The following is a 12466-nucleotide window of genomic DNA, read 5'->3' on the forward strand; positions in this document are numbered from 1 at the left end:
GAAAATTAAAAAAGGTGAATTTGAGCACCCTCAAATTCACCTTTTTTCTATTAGAGACTAGTTTTGTCCCAGCCTCTTTTATGTTTATTGTACTTCTACTGTTTCCATTGTGTGTTCGTGTATTTCTTCTCCTTTGGTGACATGCACCTGTACATTATAAGAACCTTTTTCCGGGAATGTATAGGCACCGCTGTATTTCCCGGCTTCTGCAGGAGTCAGATCCACCCATTCATGTTTCTCCTGGCCGTCTTGATAAATTTCTAAACGAACTTTGGCGTCTTCCAGTGCAGATTCTTCATTTTCAACATGCACCATCATGTCAGCTTCTTCTCCGGCTGTAATACTGTCAGGTTTCATCAGATGAATGGACACGGTACTTTCATGGTCACCATGGTGGTGATCATCTCCTGCTTTCCCATGTTCCCCTGCTTCTACTTCACCGATCGCAATTTCTGTTTTTGGCATCGTGTGCATGTCGCGGGCGGTCACATGGACCTGCACTGTATACATGCCGTCTTCTTTAAACGTCTTCTCAGCCTTATATACACCACCCTTTTGATGTTTGGCTTCGATCATTTCGCTTTCATCTTTCTGACCATTTTTCCAGATTTCGTATTTCACTTCACCAGCATCGTCGACGTTCTCATCACCTTGTGTGACCTTCGTGGAAAGAGAAATGGTTTCACCCTTATCCCCTTTTTCAGGCACGTCTAACGTTGCCTCGATTGCTTCTAATTTCTCATCATCTTTTGCCCCGTTATTTTCATTTGAATTACCGCATGCAGCGATAATCAAAGCAAGGGAACCTACGAGCATATACAAGCTTATTTTCTTCATGACACTATTCTCCTTTAGACATTTTTACTTCACCATTATGTACCCCTCAACCATTAGTATACACGTTCATGTTCACGAAGGGTTTGTCCATTTAATGAAGAAAAAACGGCAGATGTGTGTGACATCTGCCGTTTTTTTCCTTAAGCTTCTACTGTTTTCGTATATTGTTTCTTGAATAGACCTACAAAGAACACGGCCGTCAATGCGACGAACACAATGAAGTAGCCAAGCAGGATGAAGAGGTTCTGCCACATGAAGGTAAAGTCCCCGCTTGAAATGACCGCTTTGAAGGCTGATACCGAGTATGTCATCGGTAACAGTGCACTGATTGGTTGCAGTGCAGTCGGAATTAGTTCGAGTGGGAATGTACCCGCACTCGTTGTTAATTGCAGAATCAAGATGATGATGGCGACGAATCGTCCCGGATCACCAAGGATTGTAACCAGCATTTGAATCAATGCCAGGAATGTAAGACTTGTAATAATCGTAGAAAGTAAGAATAATGGTACACTTTCCACTTCAAGACCCAATCCAAAGAGTAAGATCGCTGCTGCAATCAGTGATTGGATGATCCCGACTGTCGTCAGGACAGTGAATTTACCCATGAACCAGCTCATTCCGCTTGATGGGCGGTCGGATGGTTCCCGGAGTGGGTACACAATTGAGATTAATAGTGCTCCTACGAATAGCCCAAGAGACAAGAAATAAGGAGCAAATCCAGTTCCGTAGTTTGGAACATGATTGATTTTCTCATTTTTCACGTCCACAGGACCTGCCATCATGTCGTACGTATCATCATCGGCTTTGACACTGTTGGCTTCTTTTGCGGCGTCTTTTAATTTTGTTTCATATTGTGTTGTTCCATTTGATAGTTTCTTTGATCCATCTGCAAGCTCCGTTGAACCATCAGCTAGCTTCTTGGATCCATCTGCCAATTGATTGGAACCGTCATATACCCTGTTCAGACCCGAGCTAAGTTCGTTCGCACCTGAAGCCAGGCTTACTGTACCCTGGTATACGTCTCCAAGTTTTTCATTTAATAACCCGTAGTTTTCCACTACTTTGTTTTGACCGGCTACAAGCTGATTAGAACCTTCATCCAGCTGAGCAGATCCGGCCACAAGCTGATCGACACCGCCTTGTAGCTTCTTCTGACCTTCGTTTAATGCACCAATTCCCCCGGCAAGAGAGTTCGCTCCTTTTTGAAGCTCAGTGGCACCATTGCTTAAAGCACCGGTACCCGTTTCAAGTCCGGAAGCCCCCTGCTTGATTTGATTGATGGCAGCCTTTAATTCAGCCTGCTTTTCTTCAGGCAGGCTTCCCATATATGGAGCCAATTCACTTTCAAGCTTTGAGGCTCCTGCTCCGATTGCCTGAGCACCGGCTTGTGCACTGTCGGCTCCGCCTTTCAGGGCGCCGATCTTTTCAGCCAGGGTTTGAGATCCTGCTTGCAGTTTGGCTGTATTGTCCACCGCGCTGTCAAGTCCAGCATCCACTTGTTCCAATCCGGCCTTGCTTTTATCGATTCCGGCAGCAAGAGAATTTAATCCAGATTGGACATCCTGTGTCCCTTTATACAGTTGTTGAGATTTATCGGTCATGACCCCAACACCGTCAGATAATTCTTGAGAACCATTTGCTAGTTTCTCTGCACCTGCACGGGTTTTCGCCACACCGTCCGTCATCTCGACATTTTTTTCTGCAAGGACCGCTAAATTGTCCTTAAGCTTAGTGGCACCTTGAGACAGATCAATGGCTCCGTTGTTGATTTCGCCCGCTTTATCGCTGGCAGTCTGAAAGCCATCTCCCATTTCCTGAATCTTATCAAACATCGTTTCAGCATATGTTTCTGAAACGGATTTAGAGAGACTGGCTTTGATTTCTTTCATCGCCGTATCCCCGATTTGCGCAGATAAGAAGTTAAAGCTTTCATTCGGTACATATTTCAGAGAAAGCTTTTGAGGATTTTCTTCTAACAATGTTGTACCATTCTCAGAGAAATCCTCTGGAATTTCCACAAGCATGTAATAGTCCTGTTCCTTTAGATTCTTATAGCCTTCCTCTTTATCGACGAAGTGAAAATCGAATTGATCGCTATCCTTCAACTTATCTACAAGATCCGATCCGATATGCAATTCCTTTCCGTCAAACTCCGCGCCCTGATCGCTGTTGACGACGGCTACGGGAAGGTCGGAAAGCTGCTCGTATGGATCCCAGAATGCCCATAGGAACATGCCGCTGTACAGTACAGGAATAAAAAGAACGGCCAGTATCGGGATGAGAAGTTTTTTATTGCGGAAAATCGCTTTGAATTCTGAACCAATAAATGATTTCTTCATGTTTTCCTCCTATTATTTTTAAAATTGAACTATTGACCAATTAGACCAAACGGTCATCAGGGAGCAAAAAAATAAATGACTATTTTATTCGATTGGTCATTTTTTACCAAAAATGAAGGACTATCAATTCGATAACCCTTTAATGATATACAGCTCAAACAAGTTGGCTATTTCATCTTTATCAAGTGGACCGTGGGTACGTTCCCAATCGAAGATCAAGGAAACATAGAGCTTAAGCAAAACGAATGCCGTCATTTCAGGGTTGCATGGCTTAATCGCTTTTGATGCTACCGCCTTTTCGATACGCTTACTCAAGAATTCAACGACCACTTTTTCCATGCGGTCAATGACTTCTGATACAGCAGGTGTACCCATCTCCCTTGCTTCCTGGTACAGCTTGATGGTCAGTTTATGTTCTTTGCGGAATTCGAGTAAACGGAACAGCGCATGATGTACATTTTCCGAAAATGTCGCTTCCGGATCAATCACTTCTTCTGCTTCAAATGTCATTTCATTTATTAATGATGAGACAATTTCGTCGAACAATTCTTCCTTGTTCTTAAAAAACGTGTAAATGGTTCCTTTTCCGACATTCGCCAGTTTCGCTACTTGATCCATCGTTGTCGCTTTATATCCAAACAATGAAAAAGAATTGGTAGCGGCATCGAGAATTTGTTTCCTTCGATCAATCGCCATACACTCACTCCTCACTTTGACCGTTTGACCATATTTGTAATTTAGTCATTTTGTTAACATTGATAAATTTATCACATCTTATATCAATACACAAGTTTTTTTTTCGCTTTCCACTTCATCCTTCCTTCATATCGAATAAGCCCTCTTGAATAGGTTATAGGTATAAGGTTTGTAAGGAGGCGTCATATGAATATTTACGTAGTAAAAAGCGGGGATTCACTATGGTCGATTGCGTCGAGGTACGGGACTGATGTCAACCAGATCGCTTACGGAAATCAATTAAAGAACCCAAATATACTCATAATCGGACAAAGTCTCCTCATCCCGGACCCCTTAAAGGAGTATATCGTGCAGCCAGGGGATACATTGTATAATATAAGCCAAAAGTATCGTACGGATTTCAATGAATTAAAAGCATTCAATCAAATTTCTGACCCTTCCTCACTATTTGTCGGTCAGTTGATCGTGATGCCTGCCTTCCTATACACGGTTAAATCAGGGGATACCCTCTACACCATTTCATATAATTATAAAGTTCCCATTCAAGAGATTCTAAATGCGAATGATATTCCTAATCCTTCCCTTATTTATCCCAATGAACAGATTCGGATTCCTAACAGCAAACGTGTAACGGAAGTGAATGCCTACACGACCCGTACAGACAATGAAGGGGTAGCGGAAGTGAATGGTTTGGGAAGCTATTTCACGTATCTTTCCCCCTTCACCCACTCCATCAAAGAGGATGGCTCCGTAACAGAACTGAACGATAACGGTCTTATTTCTGCCGCGTACAAACAAAATGTCGACCCGTTATTGGTTTTGACCAATTATGTGGATGGAAAGTTCAACTCTGATCTCGTGGCAACGATTTTAAGAAATGAAACTCTGCAAAATACGTTGATTTCTTCCATTCTAAAAAAAATGGAAACAAAAGGTTATAAAGGTTTGAACATTGATTTCGAATACGTTTATCCTGAGGACCGCGAAAATTATAATTCCTTTTTAAGAAGGACCGTGTCCGCATTAAAACCCAAAGGTTATTCCGTCTCTACCGCTCTAGCCCCGAAAATAAAGGGCGATCAAAAAGGGCTTTTATATGAAGCTCATGACTATAAGGCTCACGGGGAAATCGTCGATTTTGTTGTGCTCATGACTTACGAATGGGGATGGGCTGGCGGTAAGCCATGGGCGATCGCTCCCATTAATGAAGTCAAAAAAGTGCTGGACTACGCCGTCACCGTCATTCCAAGCAGGAAAATCCTCATGGGAACTCCTTTATATGGACGTGACTGGAAAGTCCCATGGGTGGATGGCACTTTCGCGAAAACCGTCTCACCCCATGGTGCACTTGATCTGGCAAGCAAATACGGAGTGCGCATTCAATACAATGACCAATATCAGTCCCCGTTCTTTACGTATTGGGATGAAAACGGTCAGCAGCATGAAGTCTGGTTTGAAGATGCACGAAGCATGCTGGCAAAACAAAAAGTGCTTGACGACTATCAATTAAGGGGGCTGAGCTACTGGGTCCTCGGTTCTGCCTTTCCACAGAACTGGTTGCTTCAGCACTCCAGATACCGGGTTATGAAGTGAGGATGGCACCTTCCATTGTGGGGTGCTATCTCGTTGTATGTGTCTCCCTGTAAGGAAACCGAAAAAAAGACCACCAGTCACCCGGCAGTCTTAAAAAAATCATGTTAAATACTCCAACACTTTCAATACGGTCTTCTCCCCCTGACCAATACAGTCGGGAATACTCAAACCATCATATGAGCTGCCGGCGATAAATACGCCTGGAAGAGTGGCTTCTGCCTGACTATACATATCTTGAATACGTTCCCCGTGGCCAACCGTATATTGAGGCATAGAGTTTTTGTATCGGGTGACGATGGTAAAATCCGGTGACCCTTCGATTTCCATGATTTTGCTCAAATCATCGAGGACGATCTGTTCGATGTGATCATCGGACAAATCGACGATGGTTTCATCACCTGACTTGCCAAGGTAGCATCGCAATAAGGCTTTTCCTTCCGGAGCCGTGTGGGGCCATTTTTTATGGGTCCAGGTTCCGGCGGTCAAGGAGTAATCACTGTTTCTCGATACAAGGAATTCTGTTCCGGCGATGTCTTTTTTTATGGCCTCTTGTGAAAATCCCATTGCAACCGTCGCCACTGATGTCGCCGGCATGTCTTTTAAGAACGCTAAGAAAGGGTACGAGGAGAACATGGACTGCAATACATGATGAGGGGTGGTGACGATGACGCTGTCGGCTTCCAGCTGTTCCCCGTTCGTCAAGGTGATCGTATAATCATCACCGGCTTCTTTTTCGATGTTGGTCACTTTCATGCCTTTGTATACTGTATTGGGCCCGAGACCCGCTTCCATGGCATCGATCAGCGATTGGAGCCCCCCGGTGAAGGTCAAGAAATTGCCTTCTTCATTTGAATCAGATGCTTGTCCGCTCCTTTTGATGCCGGCAATCAAGCTGCGATGTTTTTGTTCCAATTCATAGAGTTGCGGGAAGGTGGACATTAAGCTTAATTGGTCGATATCACCGGCGAATATTCCCGTTAAGAGCGGTTCGATCAAATGGTCAACGACCTCATCCCCCATTCTCCTTCTAAAGAATTTCCCCAGTGACTGATCTTCTCTTTCCTGCGAGCGGGGAAGGATGAAATCCGCTGCAGCCCTCATTTTTCCTGATAATGAAAATAAACTTGTTGTAATGAAAGGGGCGATTTGGGTTGGAATCCCTACGATGGAACCACCGGGTATAGGATAGAGTTCACCGCCTGCTATACAGAAGGATGTGCCTTTTCGATTCCGGACGAGCGTGTCCTCCATCCCCAGCTTTTCCGCTAAGCGGGGAACTTCCAGTTTGCTTGATAAACAAGAATCCGGCCCCTTCTCGATCACATAGCCGTCCTTTTTCAGGGTTTGGACTTTTCCGCCTAATCGATGGGTGGCTTCTACAAGCTTTACTTCAATGGGAAGGTTTTTTTCTATTATTTCCTGTTGCAGATAGTAGGCCGTCGTCAATCCGGTGATTCCCCCACCAACGACCACGACCTTTTTGGTTTGTTGTTCCAACACGTTCATCGCCTTCTTTAACAAAATATCTTCCATATCAATAATAGAGAAGGACTAAAGCATTGAGCGTGAACTCATTTGCTTCAGTCCTTCCTTTACAGCCAAAAACGGGAAATTATTTTTTAAGATGTTTTAACACGACATCTGCCATGGCGTCGATGAATTCCGGTTTGGCGTTTGGCATTTCAGGACGATAGTAGGAAGCACCGATATCGTCTGTCACCACTTTGCATTCATAATCATTATCGTAGAGTACTTCCAGGTGATCAGCTACAAATCCTACCGGAGTGTAGACAAAAGTAGTATAGCCCTTTTCCTTATATAAGTCCCTGGTCAGGTCCTGGACGTCAGGTCCGATCCATGGATCCGGCGTATTCCCTTCACTTTGCCAGCCAACTGCGTATTCTTTCACTCCTGCACCTTCTGCAATCATCTTCGCTGTTTCTTCTAACTGCTTCGGATAAGGGTCCCCTGATTGCAGAATGCGCTCTGGAAGGCTGTGTGCCGAAACGATCAGAACCGCTTTGCTTCGTTCTTCGTCTGACATGGCAGCGTAGGTGTCTTTCACCTGATCCACCCAGTATTGAATGAATTTAGGTTCATCATACCAGCTTTCCACCGATGTAATCTGCGGTCCACCGAGTTTTTCAGCCGTTTCTTTCGCACGCCCATTATATGACTTAACGCTGAACGTTGAGAAATGTGGGGCAAGTACAATCGAAACCGCTTCTTCGATACCATCTTTATGCATTTGTTCCACTGCATCTTCAACAAAAGGTTCGATATGCTTCAGGCCGAGATACATCTTAAATTCAATATCATCTTGGGTCGCGTTTAAATGTTCTTCAAGACTTTTTGCCTGATCCAGCGTAATCTTCGCCAATGGAGAAATTCCCCCGATGGCTTCGTAACGTCCGCGGAGGTCTTCAAGTAATTCACTTGAAGGAGCCCTTCCGTGGCGGATATGTGTATAGTAGCGTTCCAGATCTTCTTCTTTATATGGCGTTCCATAGGCCATCACCAATAGACCCATTTTTCTCTTTGACATACCAATTCACCTCATTGTCAGTTTCATACATTATTGTGCCATGTTTTTTTCATAGAATCCATGTAAAGACATGTGTGAATGTGCTATCTGGCACTGTATTCATGTACAAAGGCCGCTAATCGCTTTAATGTATCCGGATTAACTTGAGGAAAGACCCCGTGTCCCAAGTTAAAGATGTGGCCGGGAAGCTCGATTCCTTGATCCAGGATCTCTTTCGCTTTTTCTTCGATTACATCCCATGGGGCTAACAGAATCGCAGGATCCAGGTTACCCATTACTGTTTTGGAGATGCCTCTTTCTCTTGCTTCGTTGATTGGTAATCTCCAATCAAGGCCCACTACATCAATGGGAAGATCATGCCATTCATTAGCCAAGTGACTTGCTCCGACACCAAACATGATCAACGGTACGCTCTCTTCCTTCAATTCATTAAAGATTCTTTCCATTACAGGCTTGATGAACGTGCGATAATCCTGTACATTCAACGCACCCACCCAGGAATCGAATATTTGGAAAGCAGATGCCCCAGCCTTGATCTGGGCTTTTGCATACGTGATTGTCATCGCTGCCAATTTATCCATTAACGCAAACCAGGCTTGTGGTTCTGCATACATGAACGCTTTTGTTTTATTATAATTCTTGGAAGGTCCGCCTTCAATCATATAGCTTGCCATTGTAAAGGGCGCTCCGGCAAACCCGATCAACGGAACGGATAATTGTTCCTTTGTCAATAATTTGATTGTATCCAATACATAAGGAACATCCTGTTCCGGGTTGATTTCACCCAGCTTTTCAACATCCGCAGTCGTTCGGATGGGGTTATCGATTACAGGGCCGATCCCTGACTTGATCTCTACATCCACTCCTATCGAAGGAAGCGGTGACATGATGTCCTTGTAGAGGATGGCTGCATCGACATCGTATTGTTCAACCGGAAGCCTTGTCACATACGCACAAAGTTCAGGCTGATGTGTAATTTCAAACAGGGAATATTTCTCCTTGATCTTCCGGTATTCAGGTTGTGAACGACCGGCTTGCCTCATATACCAAACCGGAGTGTAGTCCGTTTTTTCTCCCCTTGCCGCTCGTAAAAATGTATCATTCATCTGTTTCATACCTTTGTTCGTCCACCTTTCTATGTAACTCCATTAATCCCATTGTAAACTAATTTGAGTAGATTCAAAAATTGTCCTATGTATAATATGACCGTACGAATTGTAACCCTTTTAAACTATAGACGTTTTAGGGAGAATTGTATAGTTATCATGGGAAAATGTCATAAATTTGCCGATTTTCCCGGGGTGGGGAAAAAATATCGGGGAATCATGTTACATGCAGGAAAGAAAAGGGAAGAGTATAATAGAAGTAACTAATTTACTTGAGGTGATTTGAATGAAGCTATATATGACGACAGGAACACACGATTTCCTTCAAAAGATAATGGATCAGCATTCGAATGAAAAGATGGTCCTTATGCAGGGCGAGGATGCACTGCTTTTACATGAAACCAGCGGGGAAAGTATCTTTGAAGCACCCCGCAGCTATGAAGTGGTCGACCAATCCGGCGAACTTGAAAGGAAGGGATACGTGGTATTCAATAACATCCCCGTATCGGATGAGGGAAGGCCGCTATTTGAGTACCGTTTTAAAAACCGTGCAGGATTGATTGAAGAAGTACCGGGCTTTACAGCCATCCGTGTCCTGCGTCCCCTGAACAGCGATACATATGTGATCATGACCCAATGGGAGGATGAAAAAAGCTTCCTTGATTGGCAGGAATCCAAGCAATACGAAAAAGCCCACGCCAAGCGGGGGACAGAAGAAGGAATCGATAACCAAAAGGATATCTTCCCTCGTGCTTCTTATGTAAGTAAATATTACGTGTCAGGTCAATCCTGACAATAGGGCCTCCGGAATTCCGGAGGCTTTTTCTTTATTTCAATCTTAACCATTACAGTTCAGGTGTACATACATAATTACAAATTATTAACAGTATACTTTATCGTATTGGTCACAGGCATCCTGAATGAAAGGAGAGGAGTTCCAATGAGTCAAACATGTCTGCTTCTGATTGATTTTCAAAAGGCATTCAGTGAACATGCATGGGGAAGGCGAAACAACCCAAATATGGAAACCAAGGCTTATCAGCTGCTTCAAGGCTGGAGAGAAAAAGCCTGGCCCGTTGTTCACGTGCAACATTCATCCCTTGATATGGAATCACCACTGCATTCAAGCTCGGCAGGTTATGATTTCATCGAAAATTTCCGGCCATTGCGAAATGAAAAACACATCATCAAGCATGTCCACAGCGCATTTGTCGATACAGATCTTGACTTGTATCTAAAACGGGAAAAGTTTGAATCCCTTGTCATAATGGGCTTTACGACAAATCACTGTATCTCCACCACCGTCCGCATGGCTTCTGATCTCGGATATGATGTGACGGTTCCAAATGACGCCACTGCCTGCTTTGAAACATACTCGTTTGACGGTTCCCTGTTTTCCGCTGAAATCGTTCACGGCCTGTCCCTGGCAAATCTTCATCATGAATTTGCCACCATTTCTTCAGCAGAATCCCTGCTGTCATCACGATTGAAATTAAGTAAGCCGGCCATTTTTTAATAAACGTATCTGATACGAGCAGGAGGGGCTTAGTCAAGGGGAATGATCCCATTCCTTTTGACTAAGCCCCTCCTGCATTTCCCCAAGCACGTCTGTAAAAAGCGTTTCTACTCCTTCCTGCCGGCTCTGTAAAGAATCCCGTTACGATTCGCATAAATCGCTGCCTGAGTACGATCGGCCACCCCGAGCTTACTCAGAATATTACTGACATGGGTCTTGACGGTCTTGATCCCGATGAATAACTCTTCGGAAATGTCCTGATTGGTCATTCCCTCGCCCAGACATTTCAGGACATCCATTTCCCTTGACGTCAATTCCTCATGAGGCTTCCTATCCTGAGGGCGGAACCGGTTCATCATTTTATCGGCTACCTTGGAGGCGATGACGGACTCTCCCTTCACCGCTTTATAAACCGCTCTTGTCACTTCTTCCGCACTGGCTGTTTTCAATAAATAACTGTGGGCACCCGCTTCAATGGCGGGAAACACTTTTTCATCATCATAATAGCTTGTCAGGATGATGATTTTGCAGCTTGGATGAAAGGCCAGGATCTTCTTGGTGGCTTCGATACCATTCCCATCCTCCATCAATAAATCCATTAAAATCACATCAGGCATATACAGTTTTGCAAGTTGTGCCGCTTCATTCCCACTTTTGGCTTCCCCCAGAAAGTCCAGTCGTTCCTCTGTCAGCAAATACGTTTTTATGCCCAACCGGACCATTTCGTGATCATCTACAATCATTACTTTAATCTTATCCAACTGCTTCCCATCCTTCCCATTACACCGGAATCCGGAGGTCGATATACGTTCCCTCTTTTTCTTTTGAACGAATCTGAAATAATCCCCCTATTTCCTCGGCCCGCTCTCTCATCGTTTGAAGTCCGTAAGAGGTCATCTTGCTTTCCTGCAGATTAAATCCTTTACCATTGTCACTGATATATAATGTGACATATCCACCTTTTTTCTCCGTTACAATCTTCACTTTCGTAGCCTCTGAGTGACGAAGGATATTTGAAAGACACTCCTGGATGATCCTGAACATATGCGTTTCCGTTCCTTTCGAGAGCTCTTCGATTCCCTCCAGGGTGGCATCGATTTCAATCTGTGTCTTTTCCTTCAATTCCCTTATTAAGATGGATAACGCTTCACATAGACTTTCTCCCCTTAAATCGATCGGGCGCAAATGAAGAAGCAGGGCCCTCATTTCCCCCTGTGCCTTCCCGGCGATGTCCGCTACTTGCTTCACGATGATTCCCACTTTCTCAGAATCAGTCCCGATGCTTTTTTGCGCCGCGGACGAGAGCATATTCAGGGCAAATAATTGCTGACTGACAGAGTCATGCAGATCCCTCGCAAGCCTTTGCCTTTCTTCCATGACCGCAGCCTGGTGTGCCTGGTCCGCAAGTTCAGATTTTTCATCTGCCAGCCGCTGGAGTGACTTCACCTGCTCCTGAATGAATACGGCAAGCTGATTCAACTCATCCGATAAGATCCCAAGCTCGTCATGCTCGAACCGATCCACCCTCGCAGAGAACTTCCCGCTTCGGAGTAAGGTGACAAAGGTTGAAATATCATCGATTCTCCCTTTGAAGGTATAACCGGTGCGAAATCCGAAATAAATGCTTAATATAAGTAAAATGAGGGCCAACCATATTGTCAGATAAATCGAAAGTTCCAGAGAAATTCTCGGATCCTCTGAAAAATAAAGATAGATTTGCAGTGATATAAAGAAAAGCAGGATGGCCATGACAGACATCCTCATAAAGCTTTTGAAGATCCAATTTCGTATATTTGAGGATTTATTCAAGTTCTCCCCTCCTTTTACCGGCCGC

Annotated in this window: 11 protein-coding genes; 3 read left to right on the forward strand and 8 right to left on the reverse strand. The window is 44.2% G+C overall.

Annotated elements, in window-relative coordinates:
* Positions 1 to 84: 84 nt before the first annotated feature.
* From CN378_RS20215 to CN378_RS20225, 3 genes are all read right to left on the reverse strand, one after another.
* Positions 85 to 837, reverse strand: a complete 753-nt coding sequence (locus CN378_RS20215; protein WP_098354306.1) for a FixH family protein — start codon at positions 835 to 837, stop codon at positions 85 to 87.
* Positions 838 to 977: 140 nt separating this feature from the next.
* Entirely contained in the window at positions 978 to 3176 is a 2199-nt protein-coding gene (locus CN378_RS20220; protein ID WP_098354307.1) for a YhgE/Pip domain-containing protein, read from the reverse strand.
* 123 nt (positions 3177 to 3299) lie between these two features.
* Positions 3300 to 3872 carry a TetR/AcrR family transcriptional regulator gene (locus tag CN378_RS20225; RefSeq protein WP_098354308.1) on the reverse strand — a complete coding sequence of 191 codons (573 nt, stop codon included), beginning with the start codon at positions 3870 to 3872 and terminating at the stop codon, positions 3300 to 3302.
* Positions 3873 to 4058: 186 nt separating this feature from the next.
* Between CN378_RS20225 and CN378_RS20230 the strand changes: the two genes are divergently transcribed.
* A complete protein-coding gene (locus CN378_RS20230; protein ID WP_098354309.1) occupies positions 4059 to 5465 on the forward strand; it encodes a LysM peptidoglycan-binding domain-containing protein in 1407 nt (468 codons plus the stop codon).
* Between the two features lie 99 nt (positions 5466 to 5564).
* On the opposite strand, the gene hemY is transcribed toward CN378_RS20230, so the two are convergent.
* The 3 genes from hemY to hemE form a co-directional block, all read right to left on the reverse strand.
* Positions 5565 to 6962, reverse strand: coding sequence for a protoporphyrinogen oxidase (gene hemY / locus CN378_RS20235; RefSeq protein ID WP_098354345.1), 1398 nt, complete (start codon positions 6960 to 6962; stop codon positions 5565 to 5567).
* A gap of 115 nt (positions 6963 to 7077) precedes the next feature.
* Positions 7078 to 8010, reverse strand: coding sequence for a ferrochelatase (gene hemH, locus CN378_RS20240; protein WP_098354310.1), 933 nt, complete (start codon positions 8008 to 8010; stop codon positions 7078 to 7080).
* 83 nt (positions 8011 to 8093) lie between these two features.
* Positions 8094 to 9125 carry a uroporphyrinogen decarboxylase gene (gene hemE, locus CN378_RS20245; protein ID WP_098354311.1) on the reverse strand — a complete coding sequence of 344 codons (1032 nt, stop codon included), beginning with the start codon at positions 9123 to 9125 and terminating at the stop codon, positions 8094 to 8096.
* Positions 9126 to 9402: 277 nt separating this feature from the next.
* On the opposite strand from hemE, the gene CN378_RS20250 reads away from it, so the two are divergent.
* Positions 9403 to 9909: an antibiotic biosynthesis monooxygenase family protein gene (locus CN378_RS20250; protein WP_098354312.1), complete on the forward strand. Its 507-nt coding sequence runs from the start codon at positions 9403 to 9405 to the stop codon at positions 9907 to 9909.
* A 147-nt stretch (positions 9910 to 10056) separates the two neighbouring features.
* Complete coding sequence (locus CN378_RS20255) at positions 10057 to 10632, forward strand: cysteine hydrolase family protein (protein ID WP_098354313.1); 576 nt, start codon at positions 10057 to 10059, stop codon at positions 10630 to 10632.
* A gap of 107 nt (positions 10633 to 10739) precedes the next feature.
* Here CN378_RS20255 and CN378_RS20260 read toward each other — a convergent pair whose 3' ends face one another.
* Positions 10740 to 11393, reverse strand: a complete 654-nt coding sequence (locus tag CN378_RS20260; RefSeq protein WP_306471894.1) for a response regulator — start codon at positions 11391 to 11393, stop codon at positions 10740 to 10742.
* Between the two features lie 19 nt (positions 11394 to 11412).
* Positions 11413 to 12441: a sensor histidine kinase gene (locus CN378_RS20265; RefSeq protein WP_257141222.1), complete on the reverse strand. Its 1029-nt coding sequence runs from the start codon at positions 12439 to 12441 to the stop codon at positions 11413 to 11415.
* Between the last annotated feature and the right edge of the window lie 25 nt (positions 12442 to 12466).

It is taken from the genome of Bacillus sp. AFS015802 (assembly GCF_002561455.1).
In the GTDB taxonomy this organism is placed as follows: Bacteria; Bacillota; Bacilli; order Bacillales; family Bacillaceae_B; genus Rossellomorea.

What these genes read in the sequence shown, in the direction of transcription:
- CN378_RS20220 (WP_098354307.1), bottom strand. Translation starts at nt 3,176, where the DNA reads ATGAAGAAATCATTTATTGGTTCAGAATTCAAAGCGATTTTCCGCAAT.
- hemH (WP_098354310.1), bottom strand. Translation starts at nt 8,010, where the DNA reads ATGTCAAAGAGAAAAATGGGTCTATTGGTGATGGCCTATGGAACGCCA.
- CN378_RS20255 (WP_098354313.1), top strand. Translation starts at nt 10,057, where the DNA reads ATGAGTCAAACATGTCTGCTTCTGATTGATTTTCAAAAGGCATTCAGT.
- CN378_RS20225 (WP_098354308.1), bottom strand. Translation starts at nt 3,872, where the DNA reads ATGGCGATTGATCGAAGGAAACAAATTCTCGATGCCGCTACCAATTCT.
- CN378_RS20215 (WP_098354306.1), bottom strand. Translation starts at nt 837, where the DNA reads ATGAAGAAAATAAGCTTGTATATGCTCGTAGGTTCCCTTGCTTTGATT.
- CN378_RS20230 (WP_098354309.1), top strand. Translation starts at nt 4,059, where the DNA reads ATGAATATTTACGTAGTAAAAAGCGGGGATTCACTATGGTCGATTGCG.
- CN378_RS20250 (WP_098354312.1), top strand. Translation starts at nt 9,403, where the DNA reads ATGAAGCTATATATGACGACAGGAACACACGATTTCCTTCAAAAGATA.
- hemE (WP_098354311.1), bottom strand. Translation starts at nt 9,125, where the DNA reads ATGAAACAGATGAATGATACATTTTTACGAGCGGCAAGGGGAGAAAAA.